The organism is Bacillus sp. AFS037270 (assembly GCF_002585305.1).
On sequence record NZ_NUNF01000005.1, the window covers coordinates 21,147 to 43,595 of the forward strand.

At 36.3% G+C, this 22,449-nt stretch carries 21 protein-coding genes and 1 pseudogene; 9 read left to right on the top strand and 13 right to left on the bottom strand.

Annotation, left to right across the window (positions count from 1 at the left end; translation table 11 throughout):
* Positions 1 to 14: 14 nt before the first annotated feature.
* Positions 15 to 1,523, bottom strand: coding sequence for an arabinosylfuranosidase ArfA (gene arfA / locus COD92_RS02035; RefSeq protein WP_098528031.1), 1,509 nt, complete (start codon positions 1,521 to 1,523; stop codon positions 15 to 17).
* Positions 1,524 to 1,855: 332 nt separating this feature from the next.
* Here arfA and COD92_RS02040 point away from each other — a divergent pair, with 332 nt between their 5' ends.
* The gene (locus COD92_RS02040; protein WP_098528030.1) at positions 1,856 to 2,650 is read left to right on the top strand and encodes an AraC family transcriptional regulator; all 795 of its coding nucleotides are present in this window, start codon (positions 1,856 to 1,858) and stop codon (positions 2,648 to 2,650) included.
* A 63-nt stretch (positions 2,651 to 2,713) separates the two neighbouring features.
* Here COD92_RS02040 and COD92_RS33550 read toward each other — a convergent pair whose 3' ends face one another.
* The 6 genes and pseudogenes from COD92_RS33550 to COD92_RS02065 form a co-directional block, all read right to left on the bottom strand.
* Complete coding sequence (locus tag COD92_RS33550) at positions 2,714 to 3,358, bottom strand: beta-xylosidase family glycoside hydrolase (protein WP_480254380.1); 645 nt, start codon at positions 3,356 to 3,358, stop codon at positions 2,714 to 2,716.
* Between the two features lie 39 nt (positions 3,359 to 3,397).
* Positions 3,398 to 4,138 (bottom strand): annotated as a pseudogene (locus COD92_RS33555) (glycoside hydrolase family 43 protein); the annotation flags it as partial.
* Between the two features lie 129 nt (positions 4,139 to 4,267).
* Positions 4,268 to 5,152, bottom strand: a complete 885-nt coding sequence (locus tag COD92_RS02050; RefSeq protein ID WP_098528029.1) for a carbohydrate ABC transporter permease — start codon at positions 5,150 to 5,152, stop codon at positions 4,268 to 4,270.
* A 17-nt stretch (positions 5,153 to 5,169) separates the two neighbouring features.
* Positions 5,170 to 6,066, bottom strand: a complete 897-nt coding sequence (locus COD92_RS02055) for a carbohydrate ABC transporter permease (RefSeq protein WP_098528028.1) — start codon at positions 6,064 to 6,066, stop codon at positions 5,170 to 5,172.
* 81 nt (positions 6,067 to 6,147) lie between these two features.
* Positions 6,148 to 7,449, bottom strand: coding sequence for an ABC transporter substrate-binding protein (locus COD92_RS02060; RefSeq protein ID WP_098528027.1), 1,302 nt, complete (start codon positions 7,447 to 7,449; stop codon positions 6,148 to 6,150).
* A gap of 426 nt (positions 7,450 to 7,875) precedes the next feature.
* On the bottom strand, positions 7,876 to 8,508 hold the full coding sequence (locus tag COD92_RS02065; RefSeq protein ID WP_098528026.1) for a YesL family protein: 633 nt from the start codon (positions 8,506 to 8,508) through the stop codon (positions 7,876 to 7,878).
* Between the two features lie 651 nt (positions 8,509 to 9,159).
* Here COD92_RS02065 and COD92_RS32600 point away from each other — a divergent pair.
* The 8 genes from COD92_RS32600 (at position 9,160) to COD92_RS02095 (ending at position 15,746) form a co-directional block, all read left to right on the top strand.
* Complete coding sequence (locus COD92_RS32600) at positions 9,160 to 9,258, top strand: recombinase family protein (RefSeq protein ID WP_480253689.1); 99 nt, start codon at positions 9,160 to 9,162, stop codon at positions 9,256 to 9,258.
* A gap of 315 nt (positions 9,259 to 9,573) precedes the next feature.
* Complete coding sequence (locus COD92_RS02070) at positions 9,574 to 9,705, top strand: IS3 family transposase (RefSeq protein WP_098528025.1); 132 nt, start codon at positions 9,574 to 9,576, stop codon at positions 9,703 to 9,705.
* Positions 9,706 to 9,897: 192 nt separating this feature from the next.
* Positions 9,898 to 11,409, top strand: a complete 1,512-nt coding sequence (locus COD92_RS02075) for a spore germination protein (RefSeq protein ID WP_098528024.1) — start codon at positions 9,898 to 9,900, stop codon at positions 11,407 to 11,409.
* Positions 11,396 to 12,496, top strand: coding sequence for a Ger(x)C family spore germination protein (locus tag COD92_RS02080; RefSeq protein WP_176541075.1), 1,101 nt, complete (start codon positions 11,396 to 11,398; stop codon positions 12,494 to 12,496). The genes COD92_RS02075 and COD92_RS02080 overlap by 14 nt, the downstream gene beginning before the upstream one ends.
* Positions 12,497 to 12,507: 11 nt before the next feature.
* Entirely contained in the window at positions 12,508 to 13,617 is a 1,110-nt protein-coding gene (locus tag COD92_RS02085; RefSeq protein WP_098528022.1) for a GerAB/ArcD/ProY family transporter, read from the top strand.
* A gap of 22 nt (positions 13,618 to 13,639) precedes the next feature.
* Positions 13,640 to 14,122 (top strand): SDR family oxidoreductase, encoded by a 483-nt coding sequence (locus COD92_RS02090; protein WP_255286549.1) that lies wholly within the window; start codon positions 13,640 to 13,642, stop codon positions 14,120 to 14,122.
* Positions 14,123 to 14,766: 644 nt separating this feature from the next.
* Positions 14,767 to 14,919 (top strand): hypothetical protein, encoded by a 153-nt coding sequence (locus tag COD92_RS31740; RefSeq protein WP_176550384.1) that lies wholly within the window; start codon positions 14,767 to 14,769, stop codon positions 14,917 to 14,919.
* Between the two features lie 11 nt (positions 14,920 to 14,930).
* Positions 14,931 to 15,746, top strand: a complete 816-nt coding sequence (locus COD92_RS02095) for a tyrosine-type recombinase/integrase (protein ID WP_255286547.1) — start codon at positions 14,931 to 14,933, stop codon at positions 15,744 to 15,746.
* Positions 15,747 to 15,944: 198 nt separating this feature from the next.
* Here COD92_RS02095 and sufB read toward each other — a convergent pair whose 3' ends face one another.
* The 6 genes from sufB to COD92_RS02125 all read right to left on the bottom strand — a co-directional run bounded on the left by sufB (position 15,945) and on the right by COD92_RS02125 (position 22,445).
* Positions 15,945 to 17,342 (bottom strand): Fe-S cluster assembly protein SufB, encoded by a 1,398-nt coding sequence (sufB, locus tag COD92_RS02100; protein ID WP_098528020.1) that lies wholly within the window; start codon positions 17,340 to 17,342, stop codon positions 15,945 to 15,947.
* 47 nt (positions 17,343 to 17,389) lie between these two features.
* The gene (gene sufU, locus COD92_RS02105) at positions 17,390 to 17,836 is read right to left on the bottom strand and encodes a Fe-S cluster assembly sulfur transfer protein SufU (RefSeq protein WP_098528019.1); all 447 of its coding nucleotides are present in this window, start codon (positions 17,834 to 17,836) and stop codon (positions 17,390 to 17,392) included.
* The gene (locus COD92_RS02110) at positions 17,826 to 19,055 is read right to left on the bottom strand and encodes a cysteine desulfurase (protein ID WP_098528018.1); all 1,230 of its coding nucleotides are present in this window, start codon (positions 19,053 to 19,055) and stop codon (positions 17,826 to 17,828) included. Before COD92_RS02110 ends, sufU begins: the two co-directional genes overlap by 11 nt.
* Positions 19,055 to 20,365, bottom strand: a complete 1,311-nt coding sequence (sufD, locus tag COD92_RS02115) for a Fe-S cluster assembly protein SufD (protein WP_098528017.1) — start codon at positions 20,363 to 20,365, stop codon at positions 19,055 to 19,057. The genes COD92_RS02110 and sufD overlap by 1 nt, the downstream gene beginning before the upstream one ends.
* Before the next feature lie 21 nt (positions 20,366 to 20,386).
* On the bottom strand, positions 20,387 to 21,172 hold the full coding sequence (sufC, locus tag COD92_RS02120) for a Fe-S cluster assembly ATPase SufC (RefSeq protein WP_098528016.1): 786 nt from the start codon (positions 21,170 to 21,172) through the stop codon (positions 20,387 to 20,389).
* 439 nt (positions 21,173 to 21,611) lie between these two features.
* Positions 21,612 to 22,445, bottom strand: a complete 834-nt coding sequence (locus COD92_RS02125) for a MetQ/NlpA family ABC transporter substrate-binding protein (protein WP_098528015.1) — start codon at positions 22,443 to 22,445, stop codon at positions 21,612 to 21,614.
* Positions 22,446 to 22,449: the final 4 nt, after the last annotated feature.

The following is a 22,449-nucleotide window of genomic DNA, read 5'->3' on the forward strand; positions in this document are numbered from 1 at the left end:
AAATTGATTCAAAACTATATACGTTTTGCTAACCGGATTACATTCCAGGATAATTTGGGCAATAAAGCTGAAACCAAACCATTTTTAATCGCCGCATTACCATTTGAATGTGGAGCTACCGGTGTGCCTTTAGCTGAATTAGATTGTTTTAAGTCATCGTTTTCAAGCACAATATGCTCCACAACCTCATATCCCTCAAAATTACGAATATCGCACTCTAGTTCCAAGCTTTCCTTTAGATGGCGGTTTACCGCAAAAATCGTTAACTGTTCATTTTCTTCATTATATACAGCTGCTGATTCTAAATAAGGTACATCCGTAAAATCCTTGCTATCGTATTTTGGACTTGAAATAATGGGGTTTAGGGAAACGCCGCGTCCAAATACAGATGCGTGCATGTATGGATAGAAAATAGTCTGTTTCCAGGCTGGCCCATTTTCTTCCGTCATAATAGGTGCAATTACATTTACCAATTGGGCAAGACAAGCGATTTTTATGCGGTCAGCATGCTTTAATAACGTTATCAGCATGCATCCAACCAATAGGGCATCCTCAAAATTATAATGATCTTCCAGTTGCGGAGGTGCAATGCTCCAAGGTTCAATTTTCCTATCTGCTTCATTACTGTGGTACCAAACATTCCATTCATCAAAAGAAAGATTGATATTCTTCTTCCCGCGTTTTTTCGCTTTTATATAGTCTGCTATGGATATGACTGAACGGATAAAGTCATCCATTTCGAGGGTCATTGCCAAATAGTTAGAGATGTCATTATCACGATTGCCGTAATATTGATGAAGCGAAATAAATTCAACATGATCATAGGTATGATCCAAAACAGTTGCTTCCCAATCTGCAAAGGTCGGCATCCCTCGGCCGGAGCTTCCGCATGCAACAAGTTCAATTGTTGGGTCTACCCACTTCATGACCTTGGCTGCTTCCAAAGCAATTCTCCCATATTCTTCAGCTGTTTTATGACCGATTTGCCAAGGACCATCCATTTCATTTCCCAAGCACCATGTTTTAATTTTATGTGGCTCTTTAAACCCGTGGGAAATCCGCAAGTCACTATAATAAGAACCGCCCGGATGGTTACAATATTCTACTAGATTTCTTGCTGCATCAATCCCGCGTGTTCCTAAGTTAACTGCCATGTTTACTTCAGCATTTACTAATTTTGCCCATTTCATAAATTCATTTGTACCAAATTCATTGGTTTCCGTAGTACGCCATGCTAAATCAAGCCTGCGTGGGCGATTTTCAACCGGTCCTACGCCATCCTCCCAGTAGTAACCGGAAACAAAGTTTCCACCCGGATAACGAACGATAGGAACTTGGAGCTCTTTTACCATTTCCATCACATCTTGACGGAAACCATTTTCATCTGCTTGGGGATGACCTGGGTCGTAGATCCCGCCGTAAACGGCTCTTCCCAGATGCTCAATAAAAGAACCGTATATACGATTATCAATCTCAGAAATTTTAAAATCTTTTTCAAGTACCATTTTTGCCTTCTGGCCCATATTTTTCATCCTCTCAATATATTGCTTTTAGTAAGTGTTCTTTTCAATAAAATTACGCCTCTTTATCTGCGTACCTTCCAGTAGTACTCTTGAAAACAAATTACATAGTTTGACTCTTTTCTTGCTTTTGATGTCATTATTTATGTTCTTTCTCACTTATCTAAAACATTAAAAGTAGTAAAATCCATTCATCATTTCTATTATTAAATTAATTTCTTGGATTTTTCAGAAAAATGATACATAATATAATTGTTATATTCTATGATTCTATATGGGAACTCTTAGGACCCAATGCGTATTATGACAACATGAAGATTAGGAAGGAGGGTACTATGACAAATATTTACTATGTAGAAACTGAGGCTACACACACAAATAGTTTTGTTTTTGATATTCCTAAAGGTCATGACTGCTGGCTTCTTGTCGTTACTCACACTCCTGCTCTTTTCTGGGTCAATGGAAAAATAAAGGAATATCCTAAGCACAGTGCGATATTATATCAACCACATCAGAAAATTTACTATCGGGCTTGTGCTGAAAAGTATGTAAATGATTGGATACGTTTTGATACAAATGAACCTTTTGTTACCGAATCAGTGCTTCCACGTGGTTTACCTTTTTCAATAGCCGATCCGGAATATTGCCACAAGTTATTTCAGTTACTTGTTACAGAGCACTCTTTTAATAAAGATTTTAGAGAATGCTCAACGGACTATTTGTTAAGAATTCTATTTAATAAACTTTTGGAATCCTACTTCCAGACTGAGATTACCCCACAATATTACAACCTTATAAATCTTCGTACAGAAATTTACCATAACCCTGGTAATAATTGGACGGTTTCTAAAATGTCAGAATATTTGCACCTTAGTCCCGGCTATTTGCAGGCACTCTATAAAAATACCTTTGGTATCTCCTGCATGGATGACGTAATTATCAGCCGAATTCGGCTAGCCAAAGAATATCTGATGCATGGTTCCTATACAATTGCTGAAGTCGCATTTCGCTGTGGTTATAACAATGTAGAGCACTTTTGCCGACAATTCAAACAAAAGACAGGATATACTCCGGGTAGCTATCGGAACAATGTTGTCAATTCATACAGTGAAAAGGAGTCAATCCTTTGATATTGTAGAAAGAATCAAACAACTTGATTGATCCAAGGTTTACTTGGATCAATCAGTTATATACTAATCATTGCATCCGGTATATTTAAACCAGTCAAAAAAAGCATTTCCATTTACACAGTACATACCTAGGAAAGTACCTGTAAAAGTCATAGTATGCGTTCCCTCATTGCAAAGGCCAGCTGTCATTCCTTTGCCCAGGTTTCCCCAATCTTCCTCAGGAAGTTTATAATCAAAGTAATAGTAATCTCTATCGCATCTGATTCTAAATATAATCTCCTCTTTGAAATTAACCTTTTTCTTATCTGTTATAACCTCAATATCATGTACTTTTTTTCTAAGACAAACGTAATATTCCCCATCAATTTTTGTTAAGAATTCTTCATAATGATAACTATCATTGTAGTAAGCTGTTATGCCGGCTTCAAAGTTTTGATCATCAGCATTAATGGACATGTTAACTTCTGCGGTACAGTTAAAATGCTGCTGTCTCTTTCCAATAAACGAAGGAGATTCTTTATCTTCTGATAGTGTTTTACTTTCTCCTATAATTTTGATTGCGCCCTTACTTGAAGATAAATCATAGTTTTCCATTTTTGGATTACGTATAAAATTCCAATTTAAATCCAACGTATTGCTCTCAAAATGATCAAGCCAAGTATCACTTTGTGGGAAAATATCTTCTGGAAGAGGCCCATTCATTTCCATTTTGATATAACCATCATTTCCTATAACCGGCCATCCATCGCTGGTCCAAGTGACCGGAGCAAGAAAAGTTTCACGGCCAAGATTATGAAGCATACTTTTTAATGGTCTCACCCCTAAACACAAAAGCCACCAGTTCCCGTTTTGATCTTCTACCATATCTGCATGACCTGTACACTGTATCGGACTGTTTGTATAGTCTCTGTGTGAAAGAATGAGGTTGTGGGGGCAGCCTTCATACGGGCCCCATGGAGACCTACTCCTGAATATGGTCTCCATGTGAACATATTCAGTCCCGCCCTCTGCAATCATCAAATAATACCAATCATTGATTTTATTTAAATGTGGTCCCTCCGGATAACGTCCACCGCTACCTGAACAAATATGTTCAATTGGAGACAATCTTTCTCCAGTAATTGGATCAATAATCGAAAGTGCTATTCCCATTTTCCCTTCTACCGTTGCATTTGAACAGTAATATACCGTTCCGTCATCATCAAAAAATAATGATGGGTCTATCCCTCCCTGGTCTACCCATACCGGTTCCGACCAGGGTCCACTTGGATCCTTTGCGTGCACAATAAAATTACCACCATGAGACACATTAGTTGTTGTCATATAATACATGTCATTATGGAATCGTATGGTAGGCGCATAAATCCCCCCAGATGCCCGCGCATTTAATAGTTCATCCTGTGATCTTCTAGTTAGGCAATATCCAATAAGATTCCAGTTAACTAAATTCCTGCTATGATAGATTGGGACACCTGGAAAAAATTCAAAACTTGAATTTACATGTAAAAATCATTACCCACTCTGCAAATGCTCGGATCCGGGTTAAATCCCGGTATAATCGGGTTTTTGTACATCCTCTCAATCACCTTTTCCTAGTAACCACCATATATGAATCGATCATCCCTTAAGTCCTGACATCGTAATCCCTTGAACAAAGTATCTTTGTCCTATGAAGAAAAGTATGAGTAAGGGAATTACCGTTATTAAAGAAACGGCCATAAGCATCTGAACTTGTGAAGAACCGTATGAATTCTGAAAAAACTGTAAACCAAGTGCGAGCGTAAAATGTTTGTCACTATTTAAATAAATTAGTGGTGTCATAAAGTCATTCCAATGAAAAGCAACTGACATAACTGCAACTGACATCAAAGCTGGTTTTATTATAGGTAACAGAATTTTATAGTAAATTTGAAATGTATTTGCACCATCGATTTTAGCAGCCTGATCTAGCTCTGCTGGTATTGTCTTAAAAAATTGTCTCAGAAGAAAAATATTAAACGCCCCGCCGCCAAAAAATGAGGGTACTATAAGAGGCTTTAATGTATCTAGCCAACCTAGTTTTGAAAATAAAATATATGTTGGAATTAAAAGAACCTGATTAGGCAGCATCATTGTTCCAAGCACGATTGCAAAAAGGATGTTACTGTAGCGTGATTTGAACCTTGCAAAGCCATATGCAACTAAAGATGCTGAGAATACTGCTCCTAAAGTTGCTAAAACAGTTACTATAATCGTATTCCATGTGTACCTTGTAAAATCGGCATACTGCCATCCCTGAATAAAATTATCCAATGTGAATGTTTTTGGTATTAATTTCGGAGGTATTGTATATGCCTCAGAAGGTACTTTAAAAGCAGTAGAAATCATCCATAAAAATGGAAAAATAAATACTAAAGCTAATATGATCAAAATAATATAACTTATAGTAAGATTAATTGTTTCAACCTTTCTTTTATTCTTATAATTCAATGTCGTTTCTTTTATTGCCACATTTGCCTGCATTTTTCCGCCTCCAAAAATTAATTCTCGTAGTATACCCAGTATTTAGAAGTACGGTTTACAATTAAAGTTATAATCAGGATTATAATAAATAAGATCCACGCTAATGTTGAAGCATACCCCATCTCACCATATTTGAATGCACTGTTATATATATGCATCATATAGGTATAGGTAGCATAGTTAGGGCCACCTTCTGTTAAAACAAAAGGCTGCATGAAAACTTGAAAGCCACCTATTATTCCCATTACTAGATTAAAAAATAATGTTGGTGTTGACAGAGGAAGAGTAATATGAGTGATCATTATAAGGCGACTCGCACCATCTATTGAAGCACTTTCATATAATTGTTCCGGTATATCCTGTAACCCAGCAAGTGTTATGATAATAGAGTTGCCAATCGTCCATAACCCCATAATGATAATCGCCGGCATCGCCCATTTACCATCACTTAGCCAATTCGGACCATTTATTCCAAAAAATGAAAGAACATAGTTTATGAGACCGAATTGTGCGTTAAAAATCCATCCCCACAATAATGTAACAGCAACACCTGCAGTTATATACGGTATATAAAAAGTGGTTCTGAATATTCCCATTCCTTTTATTTTTTTGTGATTTAGTAAGAGAGCAACCAAAAATGAAAGTATTAAACTTAATGGGACAGAAACTATTACAAAATATAAGGTATTGCATAGAGATTTATAGAAAAGAGGATCTTGGGTAAAAGCTTTTTTTATATTGGCTAAGCCTATAAAATCACCTGTTCCAGTCATATCAGCATTTGTAAAGATCAGCATAATGGAATAAACTACTGGATATAATGTAAATATTATAAAACCCAAAATAAATGGTGATGTATACAAATAAAATTGCCTAGCTTCCCTTTTTTCACTGCTAATATACTTCTTTTTCATTTTTTCACCCCTCAAGAGAAGAATTTACAAAGGGAGGATCTGTCCTTTATGTCTTCCTCCCATTGATTTAAATTACTTACACTATTTACTTTGCTTTTGATGAACTTCGTCAAGTGCAGCTTGTATTTGTGGAGCATATTTTTTCACAGCGTCTTTAGCCGAACTTTGCTGAGTTGTAATTTGTTGATATATTTGTTCGAATAAGTCTGCAGCTTTATTAAGGGATCCACCCCAAGGATTCGTAGTTGCATCCGCCAATCCAGTAAGATAGTCAGTCTGTTTTAAATCCGTGTTTGGAATAGTCAGTTTACTGAAAGTGGTGTCAGCAGATTCCTTCAATGCTGGAATTCCTACTTTGGCGTAGATATCATTTACTTCTTTATTCATAGAAATTGTCTTTATGTACGCCCATGCAGCCTTCTTGTTCTTTGATGCCTTATTCATACCAAAACCTGTTTGAAATTTAATATTCGTATTTTTTCCATTTGGATCATTAGGAGGCAAAACTATACCCCATTTAAAGTTATTCCCTATTTTTTGGGCTATGTCTTTAGCCTCAAACAATCCTAATGGGTACATGGCCGCTTTTCCTGATACAAACATCTGGTCCATAGGTATACTTTTAGAAGCAGAATCATCAGGTAACGCTTTTGATTTTATGAGGTCACTAAACAACTCTAACCCTTTTATTGTTTTTGGATCATCTACGGTCTGTTTGGTCCAATCACTGTTATATGGACTGCCGCCATATGGGAAAGATGCAAAACTATGATTAATCCAATGTGAAACAATAGCATAGTTCCTTTTAGCTCCAGAACCTGAAGAAACTTTCTTTGAAATATTCTTAAAATCATCCCAAGTCCAATCATTCGTAGGATATGGAACTCCGGCTTTGTCGAAAATTTCTTTATTGTAAGCAAACATGAAATCTGATTGAGTTGTTGGCATTCCTTCCCGTTTTCCATCCGGATCTACATACCCATCATCTGCCCCCGGGGTAAAATCTGCAACATCGATTTTATCCTTTTCTAAATATGGATTCAAATCTTCTAACCATTTTGAACGAAGACCTTTCCAGTCAGGAGACATCATAATAACATCAGCAGCATTCCCTGCTGCCAGTGCCGCATCAAGCTTCTGATCAACACTATCTGCTGGAAGCCATATTTCATTAACTTTCACATCAGGATACAATTTTTCAAATACTTTTGTAGCTTGTTTTCTGGCCTGGAGTTCTTCTCCGCCACCCCACCCCATAATAGTGAGTTCGCCAGAAATCGTTTTCCCATCGCTTTTGCTGCTAGACTGACTACTATTGCTTCCACAAGCAGTGAGAGACAGTGCTAATGCCCCAGCTAACACTGATGTTAAAAGTTTTTTCATACATTTTTCTCCCCTTTTTATTTTTTTCAAAAAATCTAAGACTTACAATTCTCATATCACCCCTTTTATTGAAATCGTTTTCAACTTTCCCCTGCTTTTTTGTTACAACTGTTCAATGGAAACTATTTCTTTTGATCAACTCTGATGTCTGCAAAAGTTTTTGTAACTAAAGCGTTTCCAACTTATTTAATAGAATAATAATATAATTATTCCCTCCATGCATTGACATTTTCATATAAATAATTGATATATTCTAAGGTTCTGCTGTTAAAGAAAGATTAAAAGGGAAATTACTTCCTCAACCCTTGCATTGATTAGACTTTGTGTTGCATCCTCTAAATGTTATTAGAATAAAAATAATATTTTTTAAAAAAATAAACCCAAAGAACAGATCTTTGGGTCAGTTTCTAACTATATTTCAAATTATTAAGCACTAAACTTCTTTTGTTTTTTTTCAATACGCTTAAAAGCTATTGTCGAACCAAACATCATCACAATGGACATAAGACTCACCGAAAAAAATGGAATAAATCCTGGGAAAACGGATAACGGAAAACTTAATAATAGAAGCACTGCTACCATCAAAATAGTAATGTGTATATTAAGAGTCCCGATATAAAACGCGTATTTGAAATATTGAAAAAACCTTAATTCAAAATGTACGTAAACAGGAAAAAGATATAGCAGGGTGATCAAATACAAACCAATAAGGATTAATAAAAGAATGGACAGAATGTATTGAACGGTTCCCCCTATTGCCATAACGAGCCTATAATCAATAAATAGGAAAAAGCCGATTGCTCCCATTAGTAGTCCCACTAAATTTGCATGAAGGAACTCCTTTTTATAGGTATTAAAAAAGATTCGAGAAATGGGGATATCCGTTTCTTTCATGTTCCACTTTCTTACCACTGTAAATAACGCCACAGTTGCGGGGATTATCCCAAGAACTATGAATCCGGTTAATGTAAAAAGAATCCATAAGATATTTACCAAAGCCATCTTCCAAATCCAATCACATACAGTGAAGAGTCCCCCCATCACTCTGCCCATTGGCATATGGTATCACCTCTTTAACAATTTTTTATTTATATGTTTGAAATAATCAGCTATTCAATAGAAACCTGACAGCTATTCTTACTATTCATTCAGTTAGTCTGAAACTACCGGGACTGATTTCTTACTTTCTTCTACCACAAAATACAGGGAAAATTTTAGAATCGTTTTCACTTTAGTGACTACTGGTCTATAAACGCATTTCGTCAAAAATACTCTTAGAAGAATTCCAGATTTTTCAATGTAAACAATTTCTATCCTCTTATCTTAATAAATTCCGCAGCTATCGTAATTGCAGTGTATCGAAATCTTTAATCAATTTCCTTCGCTTTGAGGCTTTTGCTTACAATTCTTTTTAATTCCGTTATTTCCGAACGAAGTATTGACGGAACTACCTAATCTTTAACAATACCTGCCGTACCAATACCCTTCAGAAAATCTTTTTCACCCAAAAACCTCCTTCTAACCGAATGATAAAACTTGTAGATTATTATAGCATTACATTTAATGTTTGTATAACCAACAAACTAAGTTTCTTATGATTCTATTCTCTCTGATGTCCCCTTATTTCCGTTAATCAGAAAAATATCATACCCATCTCTGGATTTAGTGGATACTGGTTTTTGAGACATTTTTATTTTGGAGGATTTGACAATGAAATTAGGATATGCACGAGTTTCCAAGTTGGAGCAAAATTTGAACCTTCAATTAGATGCCTTGAATAAAGCTGGTGTTGAGGAGATTTTCCGATGACCAGTATTATATTTATCTTGCTGAAAATGTAAGCGAATTTGATACTGAAACCAACATTTTTGACTAAATAAACAGATAAAGGTGCTCTCGTTGTTTATATACAAACAACGAGAGCACCTTTGGCATAATTATGAACTGATTTTTTAATTTTAGATAACATCCGCAATCCTTCCTGAACTCAAATGACAATACTTAAGAAGACCCTGGCTCAATCGTTAAAAAAGAAGAGGGCGTTAATTAATAAGTCTATGAATTGGTTGACTGGATTAAGGTCATTATCAGTATTGACAATTCCAATTGAGGAAACTTATTTTCATGGTAGAGTATCTTACAAATCCTATTGTAGTGGAAAAAGTAAATAATTTCATCAATTATTACAATCAAGTTCGACTTCAGGCAAAATTAAACTACCTGTCCCCTATTGAATATAGGGAACAGGTAGCTTAGGTGTTTTTTCTGTTGTCTCAAGTGAGTAGGTCAGTTCACCAAAACCTAATTAGTTTTTTTATTTTATGAAAATACTAACAACTATGGATTGAAACTTCATACGTTGGCAAAATAAGTCTTATGGTGATTACACTGCTTACGCTAAATAAATAAACTAAGGTTAATTCTTAAAAAAACAGTTGGTGAGAAGATATGCCTTTTAAGAACTCAAAACGGATAGATATTAATAAAAATAAAACTGAGATTAAGTCTATTCAAGACGTTTATCAGCAGGCAAAAAAGTCAAGTGATTTTTTTCAATTTTCCCCCCTTAAGCGGGAGGATTACCTACTTATCAGTTATTACAAGTCTATGGTAGATGCAAAAGCGATAAATGAGCTTTTGCTTCCAGTAATAAAGGAGAACTGTAAAAAAGTTAAGTCACTCCAAGAATTGGAACAATTAATCCCCTTTGAAGAGGTTAATCTTTCAGAAGACCCCAACGACATTGAAAACAAGCTAATTAAAGGCTTTGTCACTGTTCAATTTAGAGATCTTAAAGAGTTACTTGTTATAAATATTCAAAATGAGGAACTTGGATATAGAAAAAATAATGAAACCGAGAATGAATTTAGTGTTATAGGCCCCAAAGTTGGGTTTATAGAAAACATCAATGTTAATATCCATTTATTAAGGAAAAAAATTGCTGTTCCGGAATTAGTTTTTGAAGAAATGAAACTGGGCTCTCTATCTAAAACAGAAATAGCGATTGCCTATATCGAGGGGGTAACAAACCCGCAGTATATCCAAACGGTCAGACAACGATTAAAGGATATTGACTTTGATGTCATCTTTGACAGTTCACAAATTGAACAGATTTTTTCGGATAACTCTAACACTCCATTTCCGATATTTTTATCAACTGAGAGAATGGATCGAGTCGTTTATGCCATGATATCAGGGCAAGTTGCTATATTTGCTAACGGTTCACCCTATATCGTGACAGGACCGTCTACTTTATTGGATTTTTTTATCTCTCCAGAAGATTATTTTCTGTCTTGGATATTAGGTTCATTTTTTAGGATTATAAGAATTTTTGGGGTTATTTTTTCCATGTTTTCTACTTCGTTATATATAGCCATACTGACCTTTCACTATGAGGTAATACCAGAAGATTTACTTCAACCTTTAATAAGCTCGAGGGCACATGTTCCGTTTCCTCCTGTATTGGAAGCCATATTCCTGGAAATAACCATTGAGCTATTACGTGAGGCAGGAGCCAGGCTTCCAACGAAGATTGGACAGACGTTAGGGATAGTAGGGGGAATTGTGATTGGACAAGCTTCTGTTGAAGCAGCTTTAACCAGTAATATCTTGCTGATTATTGTCTCTTTATCTGCCCTTGCTTCCTTTACCACTCCCATTTTTAAGATGTCTAATGCTATCCGTCTTCTGAGGTTCCCATTTATTATTTTAGCTGCTTTATTAGGCGGATTTGGTATAGCGATTGGATTTGTTCTTCTTCTTAGTCACCTATTAAAATTAACGTCATTAGGGAACCCCTATATGGTTCCTCTTTATCCTTTTAGAATAAATAGCTTTAGAGATAGTTTTATTCGATCATCATACAAGTACACAACAAAACGAAGCCGGTTTTTAAGACCGCTTTCTCTTATCAGATATAAACCTCAAGAAAATAAGGATGATTCTAATGAATGGGCCTAAGTTGAAATTTAGCATTACTTTCTTAGCTGTTTTATTAACTTTGACTGCCTGTAATAATCCTAATAATAAGACAATTAATGATATCCAAATTCCTTCCGTTTTAGGATTAGATAAAGGAAAGGATAAGTATATTGGAACCATTCTTTATACTGACTATACAAAAGAAGAGGAGAAGGGAGAAACTACAATCTTAAAGGGGAAGGGATTGAATACAAGGACAATCCTGCAAGAGATGGATGAGCAGTCTTCAAAGCCAGTTGAACTTGGAAAGTTGAGTTTATTGTTATTTGGCAAAGAATTAGCCGAAGACGGGATCGCTTATTTTGTAAAGACTATTTGTAGAGACCCTTTAGTAGGAAGCAATATGTATTTGGCTGTCTCCGAGGGACAATCAGGTGAGTTATTAAAGAACAATAAAAGTAACAGTAGTGACCATATCGTCCGCTTAATTGAGCATCGATATGAGAAGGATGATTTACCTCTTCCGAATATGCATAGTTTTTTATTTGATTATTATGGTGAAGGAAGAGATAATGCCATACCACTCTTAAAAGTAAACTCCGCGGGTAAAATAACCATTGGAGGATTAGCGGTATTTAAAAACGATAAACTAATAACAACACTCGATGAAAAAGAGACGTTCTTATATAAATTACTAAGAGGAGAAACGATAAGAGGAGATAGTGTATTTAACGTTAAGAATGAAGATAGAAAAGGAACAGCTGTCTTTACAGTTTTATATGGGGAAAATAGAAAAAGATTCATAAAAAATCATTCGGTACCAAAGATTCACTTTTATATGGAGTTACAAGGTATGGTGAAGGATTATCCTACTTGGTTGGACCTAAGGGAAGTTTCCCCAAAATATATGTTAAAAAAACAACTAGAAGAACAAGTAGAAAAAGAATGTAAAAAGCTTCTTCATAAACTGACTGCCAATAAAGTAGATCCACTTGGTATAGGTGATTTGGTAAGAGCAAAATCTAGAGATTGGGATGAAAAAGAATTTTATGAAAATATCTATCCGAATGTTCAATATGATATGGACCTAAATATCGAATTAACACGGGCAGGTATTGGGGAGTAAGGTGGAGGATTATGGGCAAAGAATTAAAGGAAAGTTTAACGGTCTCTCCCTTTTTTTTATTTTTTCTTATCCATGGGGCACAAACGGGTGTAGGTTTACTTGGATTTCAAAAAGAGATATTCAAGGGTGCGGAACAAGATGCATGGGTCTCTATCCTTTTGGTGGGAGCGGCCTTTCATATAATTGGAGTGTTAATGTATTTTTTATTAAAGCATGCCAGAAACGGGGATATCATGTCGCTGCACAAGGAATTGTTCGGCAGATGGATGGGGAATATTTTAAATCTTCTTCTATATAGTTACTGTATATTAATCGTATCGATTGTGATCAGGTCTTATTTAGAAGTGTTAATGACATGGGTATTTCCAAGTACTCCTTTATGGATTTTTTCTTTCATTCTCTTAATTGTCATTGTCAATATTGTTAAAGGTGGTTTTCGCGTAATTACAGGAATTTGCTTTTGGGGAGTCATCCTACCAAGTTTTTTATTCTTTTCAGTGTATTATCTTATTAAGTACGCTCATTGGTCAAACTTATTACCGCTGTTCAATCATGGGATCCATGATTATTTTGTTTCCGCTAAAGGTAGTATGCTAAGTTTTGTTGGACCGGAATTCCTGCTTATTTACTATCCTTATATTAAAAATAACTTACATTCTCAAAAGTGGTTTCACTTTGGAATGGGCTACACTACCTTGTTATATTTTCTAGTAGCCATTTTTACATTTGTTTACTTTAGCCATGGGCAGCTTTTACATACGGTGTGGCCAACGTTAATTATGTCCAAAATTATTCGTTTCCCGTTTATTGAAAGGTTTGAATATGTGTATATTTTTACTTGGGTTTTGGTCTTTTTACCTACATGCTGTATAGCCGTTTGGGGGGGAGTACGCATACTAAAAGAATCGATTGGAATGAAGCCGGATATAACCTTGTGGGTTTCAGTCATCCTTATTCAAATGATTGTTACACTCTGCAAGGATACGATCGATGTCAACAAAGTGGAGTCCATAACCATTTTATTTAGTTCTATTTTTCTTTTTACCTATTTACCTGTATTAAGTATTTGGGTTTTTATAAAGAACAAAATGAAAAATACTAATAAAGAGATCGTTAAATAAATTTCGAAATAAACGTTCCGAAATTCTCGTATTATCCTTCAGTTTATTTGAATCAAAGATGTATGACGAATTTACAATGGAAGAGTTTGACAGAATGGTGGCTGTAAATGTACGTTCCGTTTTTGAGGGTGTTCAAGCAGCTGCACCACGAATGAGTGAGGGTGACAGAATAATTACAATCGGAAGTGCTAATGCCAATGTAACAGGTTTTCCAGGCTTGAGTCTTTATGCCATGTCGAAAGCAGCTGTAGCAGGTATGACTAGAGGATTAGCAAGGGACCTTGCCTTAAAAAGAATAACTGTTAACAATATACAGCCTGGACCTGTTGACACTGATATGAATCCAGCAGATGGTTCTAATGCAAAATTACTAAGAGAAATTATCGCTATAGGAAGATACGGTAAAGCTACTGAAATAGCAGATCTAGTTGCCTTTTTATCTTCAGAACAAGCAAGTTATATAACTGGTGCTTCCATCGATATAAATGGCGGTTTTATGATATGATTTCTTAAATATCTATTTCGGAAGGTGTTTTTTCAAAATCTTTAACATTTTATTTTAAATAGTAACTATTGATGTTATTACAATTCTTCCTATATCTCAATAACTTAAAAATGAGGATTTTGGAAGAAATAGCGATTGTTAATAGAATAATTATAGATTATCAACCATATGAAGAGGAGTTTCTTGAACTGCTTTCAAAGATAGAATATTTAATCAAAAGGGCTATTACGATAATTAAAAACAAACCAACTTTCGTTTACGTTTAGGAACAAAAGTGTGGAAACAGAAAATGAGCGTAAAGCAATAAAGTATTACGAGGTTTCTGATACCGAGTTAATGGGGGACACTACTTATAAACCCTTAGCGATTGGACAGAATATATCTAATACTAAAAAACTTGCTGAGAATTACCTCTGTGGTAGAGAAAATTTTTGAGATGAATTGAAGAAGCATCCAAAGGCATGACTGGATTAAGGTCAGTATTAGTATTGTCGTTCTTACCCATTTTCATTCTTTGTGGTGCAGCTCTGCTGCATGAGTGGCTAAAGGGATCGTTACTTGACGTTCCCTTTTTTTGTACCAAAAAGCAAAAATAAAAAGCGTTATCGAAATCGTTTTAAAGGATTGAAAGGAGATAAGGGAAGATGGCAACATTTAGAAAGTTACCAAGTGGAAATGGCAGGCACGTGTTTCATATGATGGTAAAGAAAGCAGCATTGGAACATTTCGCACGAAAAAGGAAGCTGAAATTGAAGCTGCTAAAGTTGAAGAACGGATTTACTATGGTCAAACATTAAATGATAGAAACATGCTGTTTGATGATGCAGTGAAGGATTGGCTTGAACATAAGAAAGCAAATGTAAAGGAATCAACATTTGTGCAGCTTGAAGTAATTATTAGAAATCACGTTTTACCCACATTTGGGCATAAAAAAATCATGACAATTCATAGACCTGAAATAAAAAGATGGATTGCTAAATTTGGTTCAAGGTTAAAATATCTTTCAGTAATAAAAAGCATTTTTCATTATGCTGTTCATGAACTTGAAGTACTTGAAAAAAATCCGGCTGATAAATTAAAGGTTCCTGTTCAAGATAGTGTTGCTATTAAAAAGGAAAAAGTAAAATATTTCAGCCTTCAGGAATTAAATCAATTATTGGATTTCATGAAAACATATAAGCATCAACGCTTTCCTGAATATCAGCTTTATTACATGTTAATGTCCTTTTTAAGCAAAACCGGTTTAAGAATATCTGAAGCTTTAGCTTTAAGATGGGAAGATATTGATAGAGATAAGATAACCATCGATAAACAAACTAGCCGTGATGATAACAATAAAGTGAAATTAACAACATTAAAAAATACTGCTTCTTATCGTACAATAAAAATTGAACAAGAATTAGTACGTGAATTAAAGAAATTCAAGCTAAAGCAAAATGAATTAATTTTAGGAAATCCAAGATTTCGCCAAAATGAAGATGGTATTATTTTTCAAAATTATAACGGTCATTATCTCACACCTTCTATTATTCGTGAAACAATGCAGCCATATCATAAACAAGCCAGTGTTGAATATAAAGGCACACACACGCTGTCCTGCTACTTGAATCAGGTACAAGTCTGAAATGTGTATCTAATCGTTTAGGACATAAAACCATCAAAACAACGGCTGATACTTATCTTGATATCACCGAAAAAATAGAAGAAGACGAACTTCAAAAGTTCGCCTCCTACACTCAAAGATAAATCAAATCGGCACGCCGGCAATTTTACCTTTTATAAAAATCGTCAAAACCCTTGCCCCACAAGGGTTTTTTCAATATTAACCAATAGAACCTTCCATTTCGAACTTAATCAGACGGTTCATCTCAACGGCATATTCCATTGGTAATTCTTTTGTAAACGGCTCAATAAAGCCCATTACGATCATTTCAGTTGCTTCTTGCTGAGAAATTCCGCGGCTCATCAAGTAGAATAACTGCTCTTCAGAAACCTTCGAAACCTTCGCTTCGTGCTCAAGAGATATATTGTCGTTTAGAATTTCATTGTATGGGATCGTATCAGATGTTGATTGATTATCCATAATCAATGTATCACACTCAATATTCGCACGAGCTCCATCTGCTTTGCGTCCAAAATGAACAACACCACGATATGTTACTTTACCACCATGTTTAGAAATGGATTTAGATACAATCGTTGAGGAAGTATTTGGTGCTAAATGGATCATTTTTGCACCCGCATCCTGGTGCTGACCTTTACCTGCAATCGCAATCGATAATGTCATACCACGTGCGCCTTCACCTTTTAAAATAACCGCAGGATATTTCATGGTTAACTTAGAACCGATATTACCATCAATCCATTCCATTGTTGCGTTCGCTTCACAAACCGCACGCTTGGTAACAAGGTTAAACACATTGTTTGCCCAGTTTTGGATCGTTGTATAACGGCAATAAGCATCCTTTTTAATGATGATTTCTACAACCGCACTGTGAAGAGAGTTAGTTGTATAAACTGGTGCTGTACATCCTTCTACATAGTGTACAGATGAACCTTCATCAACAATAATAAGAGTACGTTCAAATTGACCCATGTTCTCAGAGTTGATTCGGAAGTATGCCTGTAATGGCGTATCTACCTTAATACCTGGTGGTACATAGATGAATGAACCGCCAGACCAAACCGCTGAGTTTAACGCTGCGAATTTATTATCCGTTGGCGGAATTACTTTTGCCCAGTGTTCACGGAAAATGTCTTCGTTTTCTCTTAAGGCAGAGTCTGTATCCTTAAAGACTATTCCTAGCTCTTCAAGGTCTTCCTTCATGTTATGATAAACAACCTCTGATTCGTACTGCGCAGATACACCAGCAAGGTATTTTTGCTCTGCTTCAGGGATACCAAGCTTATCGAAAGTAGCTTTAATTTCCTCTGGTACTTCATCCCAAGACTTCTCGGATTTTTCAGATGGTTTTACATAGTACGTAATTTCATCAAAGCTTAAAGAATTCAAATCTCCGCCCCACTGTGGCATAGGCATATTGTAGAAATGCTCAAGAGACTTTAAACGGAAGTCAAGCATCCACTGTGGTTCATTTTTCATTTTTGAAATTTCTTCAACAATCTCACGTGTTAACCCACGTTTCGATCGGAAAATGGAAACGTCTTTATCGGCAAAACCGTATTTATAATCCCCGATTTCAGGCATCTTTTTTGCCATCGTCGTATTCCTCCTTCATAAACGATTGAAGCCTTAGCCCAATCGTTTTACTTTTGTTCCTCTTCCTTTAATCCCTTTTCCATTGCCTTCCATGCTAATGTTGCACATTTAATTCTGGCAGGGAATTTAGAAACACCTTGAAGTGCTTCAATATCACCTAAATCAATGGAATCATCGTGATCATGACCTAACATCATTTCAGAAAAAATCTCTGATAATTTAAGCGCCTCTTCAACTTTTTTCCCTTTGATCTCATGCGTCATCATCGAAGCGGAAGACATCGAAATCGAGCAGCCTTCTCCTTCAAACATAGCTTCCTTGATGATTCCATCTTCGACCTTAAAGGTTAATTGAATTCGATCACCACAGGTAGGGTTATTCATATTGATCGTGTGGCTGCCATCCTCTAAAATCCCGCGATTGCGGGGTTTTTTGTAATGGTCCATAATTACTCGACGGTATAATGCATCTAAATCTATATTTTTAGAAGACATCGCTGAAATACTCCTTTGTTTTGACAAGCCCTTCAACGAGTTTATCAATATCTTCTTCAGTATTGTATAAATAAAAACTTGCACGTGCAGTAGCAGAGGCTTTTAGCCATCTCATCAGCGGCTGAGCGCAGTGATGGCCGGCACGGACGGCAATTCCTTCTGCGTCCAATACGGTTGCTACATCATGCGGGTGAACATCTTTAATATTAAACGTAATTAGTCCTGCACGCTTAGCTGCATCAAGCGGACCATAAATGGTCATGCCCTCAACCGCAGATAATTTTTCAAGCGCATAGGCCGCAAGCTTATGTTCATGCTCGGCAATATTGTCTAAACCAACCTCATTTAAAAAGTCGATGGCCGCTCCTAGACCTACAGCACCAGCAATGATAGGAGTGCCGCCTTCAAACTTCCAAGGCAGTTCCTTCCAAGTTGATTCTTGCAAGTGTACAAAATCAATCATTTCGCCGCCAAATTCGATTGGCTCCATGTTCTCAAGCAGATGTTTTTTTCCATATAGAACACCAATGCCGGTAGGGCCGCACATTTTATGTCCAGAAAAAGCCAAGAAATCACAATCGAGATCTTGAACATCGATATTCATATGCGGTGCACTTTGAGCGCCATCAACGACCATAATAGCTCCATTCTCATGAGCAATTTGGGCAATCTCTTTAACGGGATTAATAACGCCAAGAACGTTAGAAACCTGCATTACAGAGACAATTCTCGTATTAGGCGTAATCGTTGCCCGAACATCTTCTAGTGAGATAGTGCCATCTTCCTGAAGCGGGATGTATTTTAACTGGGCACCTGTACGTTTCGCTACTTGCTGCCATGGAATAATGTTACTATGATGCTCCATGTAAGTAATTACGATTTCGTCGCCTTCCTTTAAATTGGCAGCTGCATAGCTGGAAGCTACCGTATTAAGGGAAGTTGTTGTGCCTCTTGTAAAAATTACTTCCTGTATGGATTTAGCATTTATGAATTTACGAACCTTTTCCCTTGCCCCTTCATATGCGTCCGTAGCTCTAGTTCCGAGCGTATGAACACCGCGATGGACATTGGAATTAATTTCACGGTAATATTTTTCAATGGTCTCAATAACCTGAATCGGCTTTTGGGAAGTAGCTGAGCTATCCAAGTAAACCAATGGTTTACCATTCACTTCTTGATCAAGGATTGGAAACTGGCTGCGAATATCTTGGATGTTCATTAGCGAACTTTCCTTTCAATCACTTCAGTTAATTGTTTCTTTACTCCTTCAATTGGAAGTTGGGTAACAACCGGTGCAAGGAAACCATGAATAACTAAGCGCTCTGCTTCCGTTTTCGAGATTCCACGGCTCATTAGATAATAGAGTTGAACTGGATCAACGCGTCCTACAGAGGCAGCATGACCTGCAACAACATCATCTTCATCGATTAAAAGAATTGGATTGGCGTCTCCACGTGCTTTTTCACTTAGCATAAGGACACGGGAAGTTTGCTCTGCATCAGATTTCGATGCACCATGTTCAATTTTACCGATGCCGTTAAAGATGGAAGTCGCACTATCTTTTACAACCCCATGATTTAAAATATTTCCGACCGTATTTTTACCGAAATGAACAACCTTTGTCGTAAAGTTTTGTGTCTGGTCACCACGGCCGACTACGACAGTTTTCGTGTCGCCAGTTGAGCCATCGCCAAGTAAGTTTGTTGTGTTTTCAGAAATAGTATTTCCTTCGTTCATAAGGCCAAGAGCCCATTCAATCTGGGAATCTCTACCTGCTACACCACGACGGTTGACATAAGTGGTAATCCCTTTTGCCAAATAATCAACAGCCCCGTATTGAACTTTTGCGTTCACATTGGCGATAACCTCAGTCAAAATATTTGCAAGAGTATTTGAGGTTTCCACTGTAGAAATGTAGTTTTCTACATATGTGACAGCACTATTGTCTTCTGCGACTACAATCACATGGTTAAATAGGTTTGCCTCAGCATGATCTTGTACAAACACTGCCTGGATTGGTTCTTTAATTTCCACATTTTTCGGAATGTATAAGAAAACTCCTCCGTTTACTAATGCTGCATGAAGGGCAGTTAAACGGTTTTCATCCATATTGATGGCTTGAGTCATGTAGTATTTTTTCAAAAGGTCGCCATGTTCTCTTGCAGCTGTCAATAGATCTGTAAAGATAACACCCTTACTTTTCAGCTCTTCAGATAAAGTTAAGAAGGCAGGAGTCTGATTTCGCTGGATATAGAGATTTTTATTTTGATCCTCTACATTTATTAATGCTTTTACTTCCTCAGGAAGTGCATCTAGTGATGGATAGGCATCACTTTTGACTGTGTGCTGTTGGAATTGTGTGAAATTCCATTTCTCTATTTTGGTTTTATCAGGTCTTGGCATGGAAAGCTGTTCGAATTCGTTTAGTGCTTTAAGCCGGAATTCTTCAAACCAAGCAGGCTCATTCATTTCTTTCGAGAACGAGCGGACAAATTCCTGATCAACTGGTAATTTGGTTTCTGTTGTCATTGTAATCCTCCTAACACTCTGTTACGCTTCTTGCCCAACTGTTTCATCTTCAATGCCAAGCTCTTGTTTGATCCAGTCATATCCTTCTGCTTCTAAGCGTTGTGCCAGCTCAGGTCCGCCTGATTTAACAATACGGCCTTGCATCATAATATGCACATGGTCAGGAGTGATATAGTTTAAAAGACGTTGATAGTGCGTGATAATTAGGCAGCCGAAATCTTCTCCGCGCATTTCATTAACACCCTTTGAAACAACCTTTAGGGCATCGATATCTAGTCCAGAGTCAATTTCATCCAAGATCGCGATCTTTGGTTCGATCATCATTAATTGAAGAATCTCGTTACGCTTTTTCTCACCGCCGGAGAATCCTTCATTTAGATAACGCTGTGCCATATCCAGGTCCATTTCAAGGAATTCCATTTGCTTATCCATCTTACGGATAAATTTCATAAGCGAAATTTCGTTTCCTTCACCTAAACGGCTGTTAATAGCCGAACGTAAAAAATCGGCATTTGTGACACCGTTAATTTCGCTTGGATATTGCATTGCTAAAAATAGTCCTGCACGTGCGCGCTCATCTACTTCCATTTCAAGAACATCTTGTCCGTCTAGAGTAATTGAACCGCTAGTTACTTCATATTTTGGATGTCCCATGATGGCAGATGATAAAGTGGACTTACCAGTACCGTTTGGTCCCATGATAGCGTGAATTTCTCCACCCTTTATTTCAAGGTTAACACCTTTTAATATCTCTTTCCCATCAATTGCTACATGTAAATCTTTGATCGTTAAAGTTGATCCAGCCATATTTATACCTCCGAAAAGAAAGTGTTGTTAGCTTGCAAAGCAAGTTTGTTTTGTAGTTCTATTCTCATTTTATTCTCATTACAATCTTATAACAAATGAAATGTATTAGCAACTCTTAAACAGTAGAAACAGTGCAAGATTTTCATTAAGCGATTACTAATTGAGAATACAAAAATAGGTATGATCGAAAATTCAGACATTAACCCCTTATGTAAGATAGACCCGAATAAAATCATACCTTATTTTTTAAAAATAACCAAGGAATGAATTCATCTTCATCCAAACTACTTTTTACCATAAAATGAAATAAATAATAAAAACTTTTCCGTTACCTATAGGTTGCTTAAACTATATATTCTTCATTCGTGAAAACAAAGAACCAGTGCTATTTCGCACTGGTTCCATCACTTTATTAAAGCGGTCAAATTATTAAAGATTATTATTCTGCAGCTAGAACCGCACCTTGATATTTATCTTTAATGAATTTTTGAATTTCTTTTGATTTTAAAACCTCTACAAGTGTTTTAATTTCTGGGCGGTTTTTGTCCTCAGAGCGAACCACTACAAGATTAGCCGGTACAACATCACTGCCTTCAAAGGCAATTCCATACTTACCGATGTCAATTCCACCTTCTAATGCGTAGTTGGTATTAATAACAACTGCATCACCTTCGCCGCTTTCGAAAGAAGATGCTAATAATTTAGCTTCAATTAAAGTAGAGAAATCAAGTTTCTTTGGATTTTCAACAATATCCTCTACCCTTGCATTAGCGCCAACGCCTTTTTTTAGCTTAATTAAACCTGCTTTTTCAAAAATAGGTAAAATTCGTCCATGATCACTAAATGAGTCACTCATAATAATTTTGGCACCAGTTGGAAGATCTTTTAGACTTTTATACTTTTTAGAATAAATACCGATCGGTTCCTTATGAATTTCACCAACACTAACAAAATCATAATCCTTGTTTTCCTTCATTTGAAGATCTAAATAACCTGGTGTTTGGAAATAGTTTGCATCAATTTCTTTATCCCTTAAGGCTACATTTGGAAGAACATAATCTTGGAAAACTTGCACTTCTAGATCGATTCCTTTTTTCTTTAACAAAGGTTTTGCAGCTTCAAGTACTTCAGCATGAGGTACGGCAGATGCACCGACGATTAATTTTTTGTTGCCATCTTTTCCTTCCTTTGCCGCATCATCTTTAGCAGCGCCACAAGCTGACAGAGCAAATGCTAATAAGGCAATTACAATAAGACTAAATACTTTTTTCATTCTT